The 18011-nt window shown below is 48.2% G+C and carries 18 protein-coding genes and 1 pseudogene; 13 read left to right on the forward strand and 6 right to left on the reverse strand.

All coding sequences use genetic code 11. From position 1 onward, the window contains the following. The 5 genes and pseudogenes from FTT64_RS13515 to FTT64_RS13535 all read left to right on the forward strand — a co-directional run. Window positions 1-164 (forward strand): annotated as a pseudogene (locus tag FTT64_RS13515) (IS5/IS1182 family transposase); the annotation flags it as partial. Between the two features lie 137 nt (window positions 165-301). Beyond that, a complete protein-coding gene (locus tag FTT64_RS13520; protein ID WP_180036488.1) occupies window positions 302-883 on the forward strand; it encodes a TetR/AcrR family transcriptional regulator in 582 nt (193 codons plus the stop codon). Window positions 884-887: 4 nt separating this feature from the next. Beyond that, complete coding sequence (locus FTT64_RS13525) at window positions 888-2087, forward strand: MFS transporter (RefSeq protein WP_180182486.1); 1200 nt, start codon at window positions 888-890, stop codon at window positions 2085-2087. Window positions 2088-2098: 11 nt separating this feature from the next. Then, on the forward strand, window positions 2099-2992 hold the full coding sequence (locus FTT64_RS13530) for a LysR substrate-binding domain-containing protein (RefSeq protein ID WP_075174579.1): 894 nt from the start codon (window positions 2099-2101) through the stop codon (window positions 2990-2992). A 147-nt stretch (window positions 2993-3139) separates the two neighbouring features. After that, window positions 3140-3757, forward strand: coding sequence for a glutathione S-transferase family protein (locus FTT64_RS13535; RefSeq protein ID WP_005179481.1), 618 nt, complete (start codon window positions 3140-3142; stop codon window positions 3755-3757). Between the two features lie 70 nt (window positions 3758-3827). On the opposite strand, the gene FTT64_RS13540 is transcribed toward FTT64_RS13535, so the two are convergent. Together FTT64_RS13540 and FTT64_RS13545 are read right to left on the reverse strand one after the other, a co-directional pair. Then, window positions 3828-5432, reverse strand: coding sequence for a bifunctional 3-(3-hydroxy-phenyl)propionate/3-hydroxycinnamic acid hydroxylase (locus FTT64_RS13540; RefSeq protein ID WP_180182487.1), 1605 nt, complete (start codon window positions 5430-5432; stop codon window positions 3828-3830). 313 nt (window positions 5433-5745) lie between these two features. Further along, on the reverse strand, window positions 5746-5958 hold the full coding sequence (locus FTT64_RS13545) for a hypothetical protein (RefSeq protein WP_005179468.1): 213 nt from the start codon (window positions 5956-5958) through the stop codon (window positions 5746-5748). 456 nt (window positions 5959-6414) lie between these two features. Here FTT64_RS13545 and FTT64_RS13550 point away from each other — a divergent pair, with 456 nt between their 5' ends. The 4 genes from FTT64_RS13550 to FTT64_RS13565 all read left to right on the forward strand — a co-directional run bounded on the left by FTT64_RS13550 (window position 6415) and on the right by FTT64_RS13565 (window position 10481). Further along, window positions 6415-7422, forward strand: coding sequence for a GTP-binding protein (locus tag FTT64_RS13550; protein ID WP_104494528.1), 1008 nt, complete (start codon window positions 6415-6417; stop codon window positions 7420-7422). A 63-nt stretch (window positions 7423-7485) separates the two neighbouring features. Continuing rightward, window positions 7486-8016, forward strand: coding sequence for a YaeQ family protein (locus tag FTT64_RS13555; protein WP_016659315.1), 531 nt, complete (start codon window positions 7486-7488; stop codon window positions 8014-8016). Window positions 8017-8141: 125 nt separating this feature from the next. After that, a complete protein-coding gene (locus FTT64_RS13560; RefSeq protein ID WP_005179461.1) occupies window positions 8142-8483 on the forward strand; it encodes an FKBP-type peptidyl-prolyl cis-trans isomerase in 342 nt (113 codons plus the stop codon). Between the two features lie 117 nt (window positions 8484-8600). Next, window positions 8601-10481 carry a GGDEF domain-containing protein gene (locus FTT64_RS13565; protein WP_180182488.1) on the forward strand — a complete coding sequence of 627 codons (1881 nt, stop codon included), beginning with the start codon at window positions 8601-8603 and terminating at the stop codon, window positions 10479-10481. Window positions 10482-10498: 17 nt separating this feature from the next. On the opposite strand, the gene FTT64_RS13570 is transcribed toward FTT64_RS13565, so the two are convergent. Continuing rightward, window positions 10499-10945, reverse strand: coding sequence for a GNAT family N-acetyltransferase (locus FTT64_RS13570; protein WP_045796254.1), 447 nt, complete (start codon window positions 10943-10945; stop codon window positions 10499-10501). A 309-nt stretch (window positions 10946-11254) separates the two neighbouring features. Here FTT64_RS13570 and FTT64_RS13575 point away from each other — a divergent pair, with 309 nt between their 5' ends. Next, on the forward strand, window positions 11255-11722 hold the full coding sequence (locus tag FTT64_RS13575; protein WP_180182489.1) for a hypothetical protein: 468 nt from the start codon (window positions 11255-11257) through the stop codon (window positions 11720-11722). Here the strand turns inward: FTT64_RS13575 and FTT64_RS13580 are convergent, their stop codons facing one another. After that, window positions 11723-12643: an alpha/beta fold hydrolase gene (locus tag FTT64_RS13580; protein ID WP_168408433.1), complete on the reverse strand. Its 921-nt coding sequence runs from the start codon at window positions 12641-12643 to the stop codon at window positions 11723-11725. It abuts the gene before it with no gap. 141 nt (window positions 12644-12784) lie between these two features. Here FTT64_RS13580 and FTT64_RS13585 point away from each other — a divergent pair, with 141 nt between their 5' ends. Continuing rightward, on the forward strand, window positions 12785-13081 hold the full coding sequence (locus FTT64_RS13585) for a hypothetical protein (RefSeq protein ID WP_180061350.1): 297 nt from the start codon (window positions 12785-12787) through the stop codon (window positions 13079-13081). A 106-nt stretch (window positions 13082-13187) separates the two neighbouring features. After that, on the forward strand, window positions 13188-13685 hold the full coding sequence (locus FTT64_RS13590) for a DUF2505 family protein (protein ID WP_180182490.1): 498 nt from the start codon (window positions 13188-13190) through the stop codon (window positions 13683-13685). 60 nt (window positions 13686-13745) lie between these two features. Here the strand turns inward: FTT64_RS13590 and FTT64_RS13595 are convergent, their stop codons facing one another. Both FTT64_RS13595 and FTT64_RS13600 read right to left on the reverse strand, forming a co-directional pair. After that, window positions 13746-15032 (reverse strand): MFS transporter, encoded by a 1287-nt coding sequence (locus tag FTT64_RS13595; protein WP_104471176.1) that lies wholly within the window; start codon window positions 15030-15032, stop codon window positions 13746-13748. A 127-nt stretch (window positions 15033-15159) separates the two neighbouring features. After that, window positions 15160-16305, reverse strand: a complete 1146-nt coding sequence (locus FTT64_RS13600; protein ID WP_127799477.1) for a GGDEF domain-containing protein — start codon at window positions 16303-16305, stop codon at window positions 15160-15162. 223 nt (window positions 16306-16528) lie between these two features. Here FTT64_RS13600 and FTT64_RS13605 point away from each other — a divergent pair, with 223 nt between their 5' ends. Then, window positions 16529-17803, forward strand: coding sequence for a glutaminase (locus tag FTT64_RS13605; RefSeq protein WP_180175385.1), 1275 nt, complete (start codon window positions 16529-16531; stop codon window positions 17801-17803). Window positions 17804-18011 lie beyond the last annotated feature (208 nt).

Below are 18011 nucleotides of genomic sequence, written 5' to 3' on the forward strand. Positions count from 1 at the left end.
ATCGCCGAAGCTTGGTAGAAACCAAGATGCATTGCATCAAATTATTGGGAGATAAACTCAGTGCACGGAGTTTTCAAAGCCAGGTGAATGAGATTCATGCACGTGTGGCAGTATTAAATAAATTTATAGAATTAGGCCGAGCTCATACCCAAGTTGTCACTTAAATTTAAACAACTTAGGAAAGCTCTATCTTTAAAATCTTTATGCAACAAAGCCTACCAGACGACAAAAGAATCACTCGCCAGCCGGCACCAACTGGCTTATTATAAAACGATACGTATCGTTTCGTTTTGGGCTAGGTATGGAAACTGAAAAATCATCACGGCGGCAGCAATGTATTTTAAATGCTGTGGTCGAGGCACTGGCAGAGTATGACTATAGCCATCTGACCATTGAGGATATTGCCACGCGGGCCGGTGTGGGGAAATCGACCATCTACCGCTGGTGGAAACATAAATCCGAACTGGTGTTCGATGCCTTTAAGCTGCAAACCGCCTCGATTTTTGAACTCGACTTTAGCCAGTCTTTGCAGTTTAACCTGACCCAGCAATTGTTTAAGCTGAGTCAGGCGCTGAATCATCAGGTTGGCCGGGCGGTACTGGTGGTGATGGCCGAGCAGCGTGAAACTGCCGCGGCGTTTTTTCGTGAATATTTGCTGCCACGGCGTGAACAGATGCGCAAACTGATTCAGCTGGCGATTCAGCGTGGTGAAATTGTGGCGCAGTATCCGTTTGAACTGATGCTCGACACGCTATATGCACCGATTCATTACCAGATTATTTTCTTTAACCGGATGCCCGATGCCGACTATATTCAGCAGCTGATTGAGATGGTGCTGGGACCAGTCCGGGTTCAGCCGCTTATTGATGCGCAGGAGCGCTAAGTCTATGTCTGCTCAAAGTTCTGCTGCATTATGGAATCGTGCATTTATTCTGTGTCTTTTCAATAACCTGTTTCTGTTTGTTTATTATTTTGCCCTGCTAGCCGTATTACCAATTTATATCATGAATGATCTGGGCGGCACGGTCAAAGAAGCCGGTTTGGCTCTGACCCTGTTTCTGGTGTCCTCGATTGCCATCCGGCCGTTTTCCGGTTTAATCGTGGAAAAGCTGGGCAAGCAACTGTCTTTTCGTGGTTCTGAGCTGTGCTTTGTGCTGTTTGCCTTTTGCTATATCTGGATTGACAGCATGTGGAGCCTGCTGCTGGTGCGTTTTTTACATGGCATCTGGTTCAGTATTTTAACCACGGTGGCGGTGCCGGTGGCCAGTGACTTTATTCCAGAAGCGCGTAAAGGCGAGGGCATTGGTTATTTTGTGATGTCGACCAATTTGGGCGTGGTTTTTGGGCCTTTAATTGCCTTAACCACCATCCAGTTCACCAGTTTTCGGGTGTTGTTTGCCGTGCTGGCAGTGATTATGGCGATGGGTTTTCTGTTCTGCCTTAGCCTGAAATTACAGGATGATCGGGTCAAACCGGCCAATCCGCCCGATCCATCTGCCATGAAACCCCGGCTGAGCCTGCATGATATTGTCGAAACCCGGGTCATTCCGGTAGGGCTGGTGGCGATGCTGACTGCCTTGGCCTATTCCAGTGTGATCAGTTTTATTACCGCCTATAGTGAAGCCAAGCAGTTATTGGCCTATACCAGTCTGTTCTTTGTGGTCTTTGCTGTGTCCATGATTGTGGTGCGGCCGTGGGTCGGCAAGCGTTATGATCGTAAAGGTCCAAGTGCGGTGATGTATCCGTCCTTTGTGTGTTTTGCCATGGGACTGGTGATTGTCAGCTTTTTATCTAATCCGTGGATTTTATGGCTGTCGGCGGTGTTTATTGGTATTGGCTACGGCACCTTGTTTCCGTGTCTGCAAACCGTGGCCATTCAAACGGTCAATAAACAGCGCATGGGTCATGCGATTTCAACGTTCTTTACCCTGTTTGATCTGGGGCTGGCACTCGGTTCCGTGCTGATGGGCATCCTGATTGCCTGGATGGGCTTCCAGCTGACCTATTTACTCTGCGCCGTGCTGGTGCTGTTGACCTTGCTGCTTTACAAAGCCATGGTCACACCAACCTTGCGTCAGGCTCCCTAAGAGGCTTCAACATGGAATTAAGACATTTACGTTATTTTGTTGCGGTGGCAGAAGAGCTGAACTTTACCCGGGCCGCAGCCAGAATGTATACCGTGCAGCCATCTTTAAGCCAGCAAATTAAAGATCTGGAACAGGAGGTCGGGGTGCAGTTATTGCTGCGTTCCAACCGTAAAGTAGAACTGACTCCAGAAGGCGAGGCCTTTTTAAAGCAGGCGCGTTTGTGTCTGGACTATGCCGACAAAGCTATTCAGGAGGCGCGTCAGGTGGCACAGGCACAGAAAGCACAGTTGAATATCGGCTTTGTGCCGGTGGCCGAAATGAAAGTGTTTCCTTATATCATGCCGAATATTCGTGCCCAGTTTCCCGATTTAAAAATCCATTTTCATAGCCTGCCGGATGCCGAGCAGTTTAAGGCCTTAAGTCGGGCGGAAATTGATATTGCTTTTACCCGCTATCCAGATGAATCGGGAGCGTTTGAGTCAATCCGGATTTTTGATGAACCACTGACCCTGATTGTGCCGAAAGATTCTCCGGCGGCCAGCTTAAAACATATCAGCATCAAAAGTTTTCAGCAGCAGGATTTTGTGATTAGTGATGAGCACGCTTCACCGCAGCTGTACAAAATTATTCAGGACTTTTTAAAGCAGTCCAGGCTGGAGATTCATGTGGTGCAGCATTCCACCAATATCCTGATGAACGTTAATCTGGTCGGGATGGGTGTCGGCTGGAGTCTGGTGCCGGCTTATGTGATTCCGCTACTTGGCGATAAAATTGTGGTGAAAAATACATTAGAGCCACTGCCGATGATTGGCCTCTATGCCAGCTATCGCAAACAACATCGCAGCGAAGCGATTGAGCTGATTTTAAAAGTGTTAAAAGCACAGTTTTATATGGATTTTGGCTAAAGCAAACGTGTTACGCCCAACTACATATCGGCGCAGCCGGTTTTTTAAAATTGGTGAAGCCGTTAAAGATGGACACAAATCAACAGCGTTTCTCGCCGGACAGCAGGCTTAAAATATAAGCATTGATGCACTGTCGAGGAACTCCACATGCAACTGTATACGCATCCTCAATCACGTGGTCAGACCCTAATGCCGCTATTACAGGAGCTGCAGATTCAGGATCAGATCGAGATTATTCAGGTCAGTTGGGAAGATCTGCAACAGCCAGAGTATCGGGCCATGAATCCTTTGGGCAAAGTGCCGCTACTGGTCGATGGCCCGGTTTTTATTAGTGAAACCCCGGCAATTTTTGCCTATCTGGCTGATCATTTCTTTGAACAAGGTTTGGCCCCGGCCCTGGATGATCCGCAGCGCGGCGCCTATTTCAAATGGCTATTTTTCTGTCATGGCCCATTAACCGAATGGATTGACTTGAGCAATTTCCAGATCAGTCAGGCCCAGCTCGAACAGCATAAACGCGGTTTAGGGATGGGATTGCCGGAAGATCTGATGGCGTTTTTAAAACAGGGACTGCAGCAGGCCAACCCCTATTTGCTCGGTGAGCGTATGAGTGCCGCAGATTTGTATCTGGCGTACTGGCTGGCCTATGCCATTGCTCTGAAGGCCATTCCTTATCTGGAAGAATTCCGGCCGTATCTGCAATGGATGGCGCAGCGGCCATCCTTAAGTCAGGTGATCTGGTTTCAGCAGCTGGATCAGCATTGAAACAGCGGCATGAACATGAGCGCGAATAGCAAAAAACCACGCCTGAGCGTGGTTTTTTGAAGGGTTCATCTTATTGGGCATGCAGTTTCTGGAACAGTTGCTGACTGGTACTTTCCAGGGTTTGCGGAATTGCCAGCGCCGCAACGAAACGGTCAGGGCGTAAAATTACCACCGAGCCTGTGGTTTTGCCAAACCAGCTGCGAATTTCTGTGCCCAGATCACCAATGGTGATGACATCTGCAGAGTGTTTCGGCTGTGGATGTTTGAGCTGCACCGCAGGAATCACCTGAATAAATTTCACCCCCAGTTTCTGCCATTGCTGCATGCTGCTGTCAGACAGTCCCCATTTTGGATCAACGCCCCAAGCGATAATCGCAAAGTCATTGCCCAGTACGTCATCCAGCAGCACCGTTTCACCTGAGGCCAGTTGTACCTGCGGCTGAATAAACATTTTACCGACCGGCGAGTATTTATCGGTTTGTGGCAACAGGGCGCCATCCTGATATTTCGGCATCGGCTTAAAGCGCATTTCCAGTAAATACTGTTTGATTGGCTTGATGTAGTTCAGCACATAAGAAATGCCATCACGGACAATACCGTGCCATTGTTTTGGCGGCGCCAGCACATGCCCGGCCATCACCGATAAATCAATCATGGCTTTGGCATGGTCTTTACGTTCAATCTGGTATGAATCGAGCAGCTCGGCAGCGGCTTTGCCCTGAATCACCAGCGCCATTTTCCAGGCCAGGTTAAAGGCATCACGCATGCCGCTGTTATAGCCCTGACCCTGCCACACCGGCATAATATGTGCTGCATCGCCGGCCAGTAAAATCCGGTCAACACGGAATTTTTCGGCAATACGCGCATTGTGGGTATAGACGCGCTGGCGAATGACCTCGATGCCATCGGTGGTTGGCAGTACTTTAGACAGTAACTTGGCGATATTTTCCGGTTTGCTCAGTTCTTCCTGGGTTTCGCCCGGCATCACCATAAACTCGAAACGGCGGATGCCATGTGGCAGGGCGGCGGACACATAAGGACGCACCGGGTCACAGCACAGATAAATATGCGGCGTGGCCAGTGGGTCATTATCAATATCAATCACAATCCACTGGTTCGGAGCTGTTTTACCATCAAAGGCAATATTCAGACGACGGCGTACCAGAGAATTGCCGCCATCGCAGGCAATCAGATATTGTGCCTGAATCACTTCCTGCTGACCCTCACGGGTATGCAGTTTGAACGTCACGCCGTTGGCATCCTGAATAAATTCGGTCAGTTCCCGGGAAAAAAGCACTTGGGTCTGTTCATATTGGGTCAAGCCGTTTAACAGCACCTGATCGACCTGCGGCTGGATAAAGGCATTACGGCGCGAGAAACCAAATTCGCGGGTCAGCGGTTGAATATCGGCGAAGCAGCGGCCTTTTGGGGTAAGAAAGCGCATGGCATGATTGGGCGTGGTATGCGGCAAGACCTGATCGACCAGACCTAAAGACTGAATAGTCCGCAACGATTCATCATCAATCCCGATGGCGCGTGGGTAATCAATCAGGCGATCCAGCTGTTCCACCACCATCACCTGAATACCTTGTTTGCTTAAATAGTTGGCGATGGTTAAGCCGACCGGACCGGCACCCAAAATTGCCACTTCAGTTGTATAGTTTGTTGTGTTCATCGCGAGGTCCATCCATCACGTCAGATTAACGCCCATTAACGGTGAAAGGCTGGGATTCAACAAGTTATGCCATAGTGGAAACAGAGGTCGACTGTAGAGGATAGTAAATAAGATGATTTTTATAATTTGTTGATTAGATGAATATTTATAATAAAAATACAATCATTCAGGATGATGTTACGATCATTTATTTCTATAGTAAAAAGACCATTTCCATAAAAAAGTGAAACCGCATCAAAGCGGTTTCACCTTCACACAATGGTATTTAATACGGTGCTGCCATCAAAAATAGCAACGCACAGTATGGTAACTATTAACGTGCAGTTTTTTCTTTGTCATCGCTTGATGCAGCTTCAGACGCAGGCTGATCTGCTGCACCGGCATTGGCCGCTGCTGCTGGTTGTTCCTGGGTGCTGACAATCACTTTGTCTTCAGTTTGAGTATTGGCTGGTGCTGCCGGTGCAGCAAAAGTGGTTGCGGTAGCAGCCGCAAACGTGGTCGCAAGTAAAATTTGAGTTAATTTCATTTTGGGCATCCTTTAATATTCATTTTAGAGTTGACCTCGTATGCACATCACCTGCATCGAGGACAGGCTTCATGCTATGCCGCAGTGGGAGATTGAGCAATCGAAGCAACAAAGCAAAAAATCTGCTTAACATTGGCTCTACATGAATGAAGAAAATGTAGCAATTGGGTAAGAATTTACCGTTTTTTGCATCTAAAATCGGCGAACTTACAGAGGAGATAGCTCGAACTATCCCCATGCCGGGATAAATAAAATTACATTGCCGCCGATATTGCAGCGTTACGGAGAAAAACTGCAGGCAGATAAATGTAATTAAATTTTTCTAAAAGATAGCAAAGGTAGGCGCATTTTCTGGCTCAAGCTGAAAAAATCTCAGCCAGAAAGCCGCAGTGCTGGCTTGAACCACATGGCAATCTTGCATAGCATGCAAACGTTGCCCAGCCAAAGAGTAGACCTGTGAAACTGATTGCACCGACACGCGCCGTTCCGACCCATATTATTTCCGGTTTTCTGGGAGCCGGGAAAACCACGCTGTTACAGCAATTGCTGCGTCAAAAGCCGGAGCAGGAAGTCTGGGCGGTGCTGATGAACGAATTTGGCCAGATCGGCATCGACCAGCAGATTTTGCCGCAAAGTGAAGGTTTTGAAATTAAGGAACTGCTCGGTGGCTGTTTATGTTGCAGCAGCCAGTTACCAATGCAGATTGCCTTGTCACGCTTGCTAGATGAAGCCAAGCCCGACCGGCTGTTTATTGAACCTACCGGATTGGGCCATCCGCTGCAATTACTGGAACAGCTGACCGAACCGCACTGGCACAGCCATCTGGATATGCGCGCCTTGGTCACGGTGGTGGATGGTTCACGTTTGCACGATGCCGACTGGACCCAGCAAAACCTGTATACCGACCAGTTAAAAGCCGCCCAGATTATTGTGATTTCACATCCGGATCAGATGCAGCCGGCAGATGAACAGGGCCTGGAAAAATTAAAACAGGAATATCAGGCCTATGCACCGCGCTGGCTAGCTGCTGAAAACGGTCAGCTGCCATTGGCTGAAATTGATCTGGCCCATGTCGGCATCCAGCGTAAAATCCAGCCTTTATTGCAGCTGCAACGCACACTGCCGGCACAGGCAGAGCTGCCGGAAATTAAACAGTTGCCCTATCATTATGTGGAAACGGCGCAGGGGTATTCGGTGGCCGGCTGGAAATTTTCCCGGCGCTGGCAATTTGACTTTTATGCATTGCTGGATCTGCTCTGTGAACAGCAGGACTGGTTGCGGATTAAAGCAATTTTTCACACCAATCAGGGCTGGAAAACCTTTAATTTCAATCCGCAGCAATTTAACTATCAGTCATCGCCCGAAAATACCGATAACCGGATCGAGCTGATTTATCGTAACGCCCGGGACTGGAGCGCGTTTGAGGAACAGCTGCTGGCCTGTCGCATTGACAATACTGCCTAGAATCTGTTCAGCACGGGGCAGCAAAATCCGATATGCTAGGCGCCAAATTTGAGGATCACGTGTATGGCGCTTAAAGCAACAATTTATAAAGCAGATTTAAATATTGCCAATATGGATGTGCATCAATATGGTGACTATCAGCTCACCATGGCCTTGCATCCGTCTGAAACCATCGAGCGCCTGATGGTGCGTATTCTGGCATTTGCCCGCTATGCCGATGAGGCACTGGAATTCACCAAAGACCTGTTTGAAACCGATGAGCCGGCGCTGTGGCAAAAAGATCTCACAGGTCAGCTAATAAACTGGATTGAAGTCGGCTGCCCGGATGAAGACAAGGTCAAAAAAGCCAGCGCCCGTTGCCAGCAGGTGGCGGTGGTGGCCTATGGCAGCAATGTCGATGACTGGTATAAACGCTCCAGCAAGCTGAAAACCCTGAAAAATGTTCAGGTCTGGAAACTGTCTACCGCCACCACCGAAGCAATTCAGCAACTGTGTGAACGTACCATGCAGCTACAGTTAAATGTGATGGATGGCGAATGGACCTTAATTGGCGATCAGGCCCAGGCTGTGATTGAATGGGAACAGTTGCAGTAACCCATCCGGTTGCTGCTGTGGTGTCAGGTCAATAAACGGCTGCAATTTAGCGGCCTAAATTATGCAGCTGTCATCAATTCCTTTTATACTCATGCACAATTGATTTGGTTGAAGAGAGCAGACGCATGTCAAAAGAATTAGAAATTATTGATTTAAAAGTGGGTGAGGGCAAAGAAGCGGTCAAAGGCGCTTTAATTACCACTCACTATACCGGCTGGCTGGAAGATGGTACCAAGTTCGACTCTTCCATTGACCGCGGTAACTATTTTGAAACCGTGATTGGTACCGGCCGTGTGATTAAAGGTTGGGATCAGGGCATTCTCGGGATGAAAGTTGGCGGTAAGCGCAAGCTGATCGTGCCATCCCATTTGGCATATGGCGAACGTAAAATTGGCAATATTATTCCGGCCAATTCCAACCTGATTTTTGAAATTGAATTATTTGACGTGAAAACCCGCGACGAATAAGCCTTTCACATCCCCTGACCGGAGAACAGGATGTCTCTGGTCGGCTTGTGCAAAAATAGTGCAAAAAGTAATTTGAAAACCCTTCAATACACAGTACATTAAAATTATTCCTTTCCAATGTCTGCAGGGATTATCATTTTATTGGAACAGCGCGCGTACTTTCGGATTCCTCTCCTGTTGATGGCCTGGCTGTGTCTGTGTGCACTCAGCCTTGCTCCGGCGCGAGAACATTATGATTCCCCACCAGACTCCTATTATCAGCAGCAGCTGATTACGACCCTGCAGTTTAGTGAACGCTCCAGCACCAATTTGGATGGCTCGTGGCTGTTTTACAATCAGCAGTTTATTCAACAGCCCAGTGCAGTACTGACTGCAGAACGGGTGCATTTACCGGCTTCTTTTCAGCAACTGACTGGCCAAATGGAAGGCTATGGCACATTTATTGGGCATTTTCAGTTGCCAAAAGAGTTTGTCGGTCGCCGCATTGCGATCTGGATGCCTAGCCAGCAGGGTGCCTACCGGGTGTATTTAAATGGTGAGCCGCTGGCACGCGTGGGGGAAGCCGGTCCTGATGCTGCCCGCCATGAAAACGGCAATAGTCATCGGCTTGCCTATTTTATTGCCGACAGTGAATATTTTACCCTGGCGATTCAGGCCTCCAGTTTCCAGAACTTCAGGGGCGGGCTGGAACATTCAATAAAAATTGGACTCAGCCGTACCATAAACTACCAATACCAGCGCCTGATGATGAGCGTGGCCATGATCAGCGGTGGGGTGCTCGGGATTGGACTGTTTACCCTGGTCTTTTCCTTTTTCCGTGGGGTGATGCCGCCGAATGCACAAAGTGTGTTTGTATTTGGCATTTTTATTGTGTTTCTGGCGCTGCATAACCTGTTTGCAGCCCCGTATGCCTATACCGCCTTTACCGACATCAACTGGATTTGGGGATTGCGGCTGCAATATCTGTTCAGCTTTCTGGCCATTTTATTTTTCTTGAGCTATATGTTCCTGTTTAACCAGCGTTATTTACATCGCTGGGTATATTGTGCTGCGCTGCTGCTTATTGCCATTAATCTGGTCGCTGCATTGTGGGCACCGCCGATGGTGCTGGAACAGCTGGCGTTATGGAGTTCTTTATTCAGCCTGCTGGTGCTGATCAATTTTAACTACGGTTTTGCCGAAACTTTGCGGCAGAAACTGAGCTATTCCAAATTAACCGTATGTGCGGTAGTGCTGCTGTTTGGCAGCTTTATTCATGATCTGCTGCTGGCCTTAAACCTGATTGAATCAATTCCTTTATCGTTTATTTCTACCAGTCTGTATGCCTTGCTGATTATGCTGCAGCAGGCACGTAACTATGCGCGTGATACTGCCTATATTGAAAAACTGAATAACCGTTTGCTGAGCCTGAATAATTCGCTGGATGTTAAAGTCAAGGAACGTACCGCCCAGTTAAGCCAGTTAAATGCCAAGCTGGAATTGCAGGTAAAAATTGATGCGCTGACTGGCGCCTATAACCGCCGTGCCTTGAATGATGAAATCCTGCTACGTTTTGAGCAGACCTGTCAGCAGCCTGAACATACCCTGGCGTTTGTGATGCTGGATGTCGATTATTTTAAAAAATATAACGATCATTATGGCCACTTAAAAGGAGATCAGGTTTTGCAGCAGCTGGTGCTGATCTTAAATCGTGCCTTGCCTGAAAATGCCTATGTGGCACGTTATGGCGGTGAAGAATTTGCCTTGATACTGCACAATGTCCCAATTGCCTTATTAGAGCCGATGATGGCACAGGTATTACAGGCGGTTCGTGCCGAGCAAATGCAGCACATTGCCCGTCAGGATACGAAAGACTATGTTACGGTCAGTATGGGCGTGGCCTGGATGACCGGCAAGCAGCCCTATGCCAGTGTACTGGAATTTATGAAAGCAGCCGATCAGCAGCTGTATCTGGCCAAAGAAGCCGGCCGGGATCAGTGCAGAATTGCCGGGCACTAAGCCAGAGAGAAAAATCTTTAGTCCAGATATTTGACCAAAGGAATATGTAAAACAGGCTCAATTGCCTGCGGCTGAATCTGAAAGCCATATTTTTGATAAAAGGGCAGCGCCGTGCGGGTGCTGGCCAGCACAATCCGTTTCATCTGGCGTTGCTGATAATAATGCAGCACTTCATTGAGCAGCAGCTTGCCAATGCCACGCTGCTGGACATCGGGCGCGACATAATTCATTAATACTTCACCCTGATCGCTGGCCAGAATAAAACCGACCACCTGATGCTGAAGCTCATACACCCAGCAGTTGTTATAGTGCATCAGTAACAGCAGATTTTCCTGATTTTTATTTTCGAGCAGGCGTTGAATCTTGATTTCACGATGTTGATGATCGAGGCTACAGGATCGGATACTGTCGTGCAAAACGCGAATAAGGCTCGGGACATCTTGAATTCGAGCGGATCTAATCATTGTGTTGGTAAAGGCATAAACAAGCACCTATTTGAATGTAAATAAACCTTCAATAAAATGACAATCTTGTTGTGATTTACGCAGTTTTTTAGGCGTTGTGAGAATTTTTTATTGGGGGATTGATACTGTTTTGTGTCAAAATGAATAAAAAGACAGCAGTTTGGCAGCGCAGATGCGATGGGGTCATCTTGATGAGCGCATGGAATCATCCTCATCGTCAGGCATGATCCATCTGTAAGAGTGCTGAGATAAGAGACACGAGACCAAACGTTGGGAAATGAGAACCGAACCATTGAGGTAAGCGGGCTTATGGCAAAAATACTGGCAATCCTCCTGATTTTTCTGGCCTTTTATGCGCTGTGGAAAGTCATGATTAAAATCAGAATTAACCGTGCCTTTCAGAAACATCAGGCCGCCTATTGCAATATGGTACAAGGCCCGATTAGCCAGAAATGCCCGCGACCGGTCGAAGAGGTGATTGAGGAAGTCGCTGCCTATGAACAGCAGCTGTTTGATGATGTAGCGGGCATCTTTATGCAGGACGCATTAGTTGTACAGCATAAAGAGGATGGCCCAATGCTGCAGGAACAGGTGTTGCGTAAAATGCCGGCCAAAACCCAGACCCGGATTGCAGATACCGATCTGGGCGAATGGGCCATTTACTGGACCTTCTATGAGCAGTCGCTGGAATACTATGTGAGCCAGTACGGTATTTTTATCACCCATGTGGATCGGGAGGGCCGTGAAACCCAGCAGCGCCTGTCTTTACCGTCCTGATTACTTTGAAATGCTCACTTCGGTGTTTGCATCGGATGGCAGATATAGGTCAAACGTGGCCGCCACCTGATCCCAGATTTGTTCTGCGCCTTGGCGGAAATAGCCCATATGTCCAATCTGGCTTAAGCCAAACTGCTGCGGACTCAGGTTGATCATTTTCACTGAGGCATTGCAATAATGCTGCATAAAGGCATACCGGGAATTGGGTAAGGCCCAGTCATCATCCAGTGAAGAAGCGGCATAAATTGGGGTTTTGACTTGTGCATAACATTCAAACAGCGCCTGTTGTGCCGGGTCCCCAAAAAAGTAAGTCGGATTTTTACACCATTTACGCCATTCCTGATACACGCCCAGCGGCAGGTCTGCGCCCATGTTCAGCTTGCTCCACGGCAAATAACCGGCCAGGGCCACCATTGGCGGGAAAATCAGGTTCCAGACAAATTGCACTTTAATTTTTTCTTTTAGTGGCATATAGCCATGCCAGCCGGCGCCGGTACCAAAACAGTACAGTGCCGTGACCTGCGCATGATTCGGTGCCAATCCCAGCGCTTGTCCGCCATAGGAATGACCGACCATAAATAGCGGCATTTGGTCACGTTTAAAATAGGCAATCGCACCAGCCAAATCCAGTTTGCCCCAATCCAGATAGGACATCTGAAAACCTTTCAGCCGTTTAGGTGCCGATTTGGCCACACCGCGATAATCAAAACACAGCACCTGATATTGATATTGGCTCATGTACTCGGCAAAGCGGCGATAAAAGGCTTGCGGCACACCGGTTGCACAGGCCACCAGCAGCTGCGCCTTAACTTGTGGCGGGGTATAACAGGTGCCGGTCAGCAGATAACCATCGCTGGCCGGGAAAGTAACGCTGCTGATTTCAAGCGGCGATGTGTGAATTGCAGAAGCAGTGGTGTTCATCCTGAACTCGTATATTTTTAGACTGGCTCTAGTTTGAATGTTGCAGAGGGGCAGTGTCAAAACTGGCGCGTTCATCGGCCAGAAGGTTTAAAATAAACAGCGATAGAAATAAACAGCAATAAAAGCAGGATGAGATAAGCCATGCTGATTGATTTTCGCCAGCAGCAACAGGCCAGGTTTGAACAGGTGGCACAGCATCTGCAACAGGCCGCTGCCGAGGGCCTGCATTTTGATTCAGTTGCTGATTTTTATCAGTCGGGCTGGCTTGAGCAGTTTCCGGCCGGCATTCGCTGGTCGGTGACCGGACTGGATGATGGCGCTGAACAGTTTTATGCCCGGATTGATTATCTGGACTGTTTTGTCCGGATTGATGCCGGTGAGATGCTGCGGATTGAATATGGCCGACACCAGAACAATCCGACCACATTCAGCCAATGACAGCGCGTGCAGAATTCTTTTAAATAAACAGGCGATGAACCGGCTGCAACAGCAGGTTCCCCACCAAGAACAAGACCGAAGAAAAAGACAAAATCAGGGATCAACTATGGCGCATCAATTTACTGTCAATGCCACCATTCAGGGTGTTTCATTGAGCGAATTCAAACAGCTGCCTGCAAATACCGCATTACATGAAAATGTGTGCAAACGCATTCCGGGGGAAAATCTGGAGATTCTGGAATCGCAGATCCAAGGTGATATTTACACCTTGCGCCGTGCCTATAACCTGGATGTGAATATTCCAGACATCGCCAAAAAACTGCTAAAAGATGCTTTTCGTTTAAAGCGCACCGATGTCATCAATCTGAGTGCATTGACCTCGACCATTGATTTAGGTGCGAACTTACCCTTAGAGGCCCGCTGCGCACGTTCGGTGACGGGCAATGATCAGCAGGTTCAGATCCAGCTGAACTGGACAGTAAAAGTAAAAGTGCCATTAATTGGCGGGATGCTGGAAAAACATGCAGAAGGTGAAATTCGCCGCTTTAGCGAAGTAGAGATTAATATTGTTGAAGATGAACTCAAGAAGAATTTAAAAAGCTAAAACCAGAATATCTCTGGATAAAAGCCCGGATGAAGCCGGGCTTTTTTGTTTTGAGGTGGATTAAACCGAAGGACGGGCACGCTCAAAGCGTTGCTGATAAAACCAGGCGGTCATAAACGCCACCAGACAGACCACCCAGATATAATATAGCGCGCCAATATTGCTATACAGGCTTAGCCACTGCACCAGCGGTAAGGTAATGCCACCGGCAATGGCATAGGCCACGTTATAAGAAAATGAAATACCGGAAAAACGGATTTGTGCCGGGAACATTTTCACCATGCTATATGACACCATGCCAACTGTCCCTGATGCCAGACCCAAGAGCATATACAGCATAAAGATTGTTGATGCTTCAACATGACCCAGGCTGTTATAGAACAGCGAGGCAATTGCAGCGACCAGTAGGGAGCCGAATAAAATAACGCGGCCAGCGCCAAAACGGTCGGCCAGCAGCCCGGCCACAATACAGCCAATCATCTGCATAACAATGGCGGCACTTTGCATTTTAAAGGCATCGGCGCGGTCAAAACCAAATGCACCGACCAGCAGGTTTGGCATGGCCAAAATCAGCACCACCACACAGGCGGTCAGGAACCAGGTAAAGAACATGCCCATCACCACACCGCTACGATGCTGCGCCAGCACCTGTTTCACTGGTAATTCCTTGGCCAGTTCCTTGCGTGCCTGCATGGCTTTAAATACCGGGGTTTCATGTAAATAACTACGTAAATACAGCGCCACCAGACCAAAAATCCCGCCAACAATAAACGGAATACGCCATGCCCAGTCCTGAATTTCGGCCGCAGTAAATTGCAGTGAAATAAACAGCGACATTAACGCGCCGAGTAAAATCCCCAAGGATAAGCCGGCGGTCAGCAGACCATTGGCAAAACCAATTCTTTTTTCTGGCACATGCTCAGAAACAAAGGTCCAGGCCGCAGGAATTTCTCCGCCAATAGCAATACCTTGTACCACGCGCATCAGCAGTAACAATAATGGCGCGGCATAACCAATACTTTCAAAGGTCGGCATGATGCCAATAAACAGCGTGGGTAGGGCCATCAATAAAATCGACAGGCTAAACAGTCGCTTACGGCCAATTAAATCGCCAAAATGCGCCATCACCACACCGCCGAGTGGACGGAAGAAATAACCGGCTGCAAAAATCCCATAGGTATTCAGCATGGCCCAAAATGGACTGAGTGTGCTTGGGAAAAACAGATCAGAAATGATTTTGGCGTAAAAGACATAAATGACAAAGTCATAAAATTCGAGTGCACCGCCGAGTGAGGACAGGCCAAGTGTGCGTTTGTCTTCGCGGCTTAAACGGGGAGTAGCATCCATGCGTATCTTCTGACAGGATTAAAAACAGGAACCGTAATTTTAAAGAAGAGCTATAGCTATGAATAATCAAACTTTATTTGAGAAAAATAAACTAATAGTTATAAAAGTCTGCACGTGTGGATGATTGTTATTGTTGCCAGTGCAGCTGGTTGCGGCCCAGATTTTTGGCCTGATATAGCAATAAATCGGCCTGCTGCGCGGCCTGAGAAAACTCATCAAAGTGCTGGAAAAAGCTGATGCCGAAACTGCCGGTCATTGAAATGACCTGACCACTCTGAATCAGTGGTGTGGTTTCGATGCCGCTGCGAATCCGTTCTGCCACCTGAATTGCGATATCCAGCGGGGTATCTTGCAGTAAAATCAGAAATTCTTCACCGCCCATCCGGCAGATTTCATCGTATTTGCGTACCGCTTTGCTGATAATTTCGGTGACATGCTGTAGCGCGACATCGCCAACCTTATGGCCATATTGATCATTAATCTGCTTAAAAAAGTCCAGATCACACAGAATAATCGCATTCTGTCTGGAACGGCTGTGCTGTTTTAAGCGTTTCAGCCGTTCCTCCAGCGCCCGGCGATTCAGCAAGCCGGTTAATGGATCAAGATTCCGTTCTTTTTGCAGCTGCTGGAAAATATCCTGATAGGCACTATGAAACAGCAGCCCGGCCATCAGCAGACTCAGGCAGAGAATAATCAGCTGGGTGCCGGCAGCGACCAAGTTGTTACTTAAAATCTGGTTGGTCGGCTGTAATACCACAAACAGATACAGGGTGCGCAGCGCAATCACCGCGCTTAACAGCAACAGTGACAGGCGTAACAGGCGATCCAGTTTCTGCTTGAGCTTGACCTGATATAAAGCCTTTAAATTATGCGAAAAAATCAGGGTAATGGTGATGGTCAGCACCAGCATCCGCTGTGCATATTGCTCATCAAACACCGAAAAATACACATAAATTGACTCGGCAATGGCAATTAGCACCAGCAGAAATGCCCAGCGCGTGGTGACATTCAGCCGTAAATGAATGGCATGGGTGAACATCGCACAGCTGATAAACAGCAGCGTGGACGGAATAAAGCTAAAGGTCGGCAACATTTGGGCGGAGACCACGGTAATGATCAGTACGGCCAGACCCGTACACAAGGTCGATGCGGCATACCACAGAAAATAGGTGGGAATTGGTTGGAACAGCCGCAGCAGCAGAATGACGCTGCCAAAGGCCATCATAAACAGCGGGATTAGCGCACTGTAGAGGGAGAAATTTTCGGCTAACATGAACAAATTGCAGGTAAGTCAAAAAATCGCGCCATCATAGCAGCTTCTCCCAGACAGTGATCTAAAAAAGTGCACAATCTTGAACGCATAATTGAATCAAGAAGATTTAGAAAAGCGATGCGTGTAGCGATGCTGTAACTGCCGGGCCAAAACGTGCCGGCTTGCGGTATAAAATAAAGTTGCCATCTACAACAATGATAATGCCCAAAGAAGGACCCACCCTATGCAAACGCCTGTTCCAGATTATTTAAAGCATGTTTTGTCACAATGTCAGCGCAATGCGGGCGGGCAGCTGGCCGATTATATTCCGGAACTGGCACAGGCTGATCCTAACAAGCTGGCGCTGGCCCTGTCCACCGCAGATGGCATGATCTATTCCAGCGGTGATGATGGTCATGAATTTACCATCCAGTCCATGTCCAAACCCTTTGCCTATGCACTGGTGCTGGAGCAGTTGGGCATTGAAGAAGTTTTGCAAAAAGTAGGCGTTGAACCCTCCGGAGAAGCCTTTAACCAGATTTCCCTAGATAAAGAACTGAATATTCCGAAAAACCCGATGATCAACTCGGGGGCGATTACCACCCATTCATTAATTCAAACTACGGCTGGCATTTCACGGGCCGAGCAGCTGCGCCGTTTTTTAAGTGAACTGGCCGGACGGGAATTAAGTTTTGATGAGCAGGTCTATACCTCCGAAATGAAGACTGCATTCCGGAATCTGTCGATTGGCTATATGCTGCGTACTGTCGGTGCACTGGACACTGACCCGGTCGAGATTGTGAATGGGTATATCCAGCAGTGTGCAATTAAGGTCACGGTTAAGGATTTGGCACACATTGCCAGTGTCTTGGCCAATGGCGGCCTACATCCGAAAACGGGCGAATGTTTACTGGATCGGGCCGTGGTGCGGCAGGTGTTAAGCGTGATGCTGAGCTGTGGTATGTATGATGCTGCCGGAGACTGGCTCACCACGGTGGGGATTCCGGCCAAAAGTGGCGTGTCTGGCGGGATTATTGGCGTACTGCCGGGGCAGGTCGGTATTGCGGTATTTTCACCGCGTGTAGATGAGCATGGCAACAGTGTCCGCGGGATTGATATTTTCGAGCGCTTATCTGCCGATATGGGCCTGCATCTGATGGAAGGGACGCCTTCCGCACAAACCATTATTCAAAGCTGTTATTGGGCTGGCAAAAATGATGATGTTCGCGTCTATGAACTGCGCGGAGTGTTGCAGTTTACCGAGTCAGAAATGTTGCTGCGCAATTTACAGGAAGAGCCACCGGGTGATACGACGATTGTACTCGATCTGACCAACCTCACCTTAATTCATGATGTGGGTGCACGGATGCTGTTTGAAGGGGTAGAGCGTTTGCAGCAAGATGGACATCGTGTGGTGGTGGTTGATTCGGAAGGACTGTTAAGTCAAACGCAAATTCAGAAGCATGCAGCGGTGCTGGTTCAGGAAGAGCTAGAGCGTTATTTGCAACAGTATGAATGAGGAAAGGGCCTCTCCCTGACCCTCTCCTGAGAGGCAGAGGGGGAACTTTACGCGAATTTGATGGTGGTTTTGGATTCGTGATGTAGTGGTCAACAAATATTGGACACAGTTTTAAGTTTTTGTTCAGCCTCATAAGGGCTGACCCCTTGATTAAAATGATGTGGTCGGATGCGGTTGTAGTACTGCATTAAATAAAAACCAATGTCTG

Origin of the sequence: Acinetobacter sp. Q186-3, from assembly GCF_013420655.1 — a bacterium.
In the GTDB taxonomy this organism is placed as follows: Bacteria; Pseudomonadota; Gammaproteobacteria; order Pseudomonadales; family Moraxellaceae; genus Acinetobacter; species Acinetobacter indicus.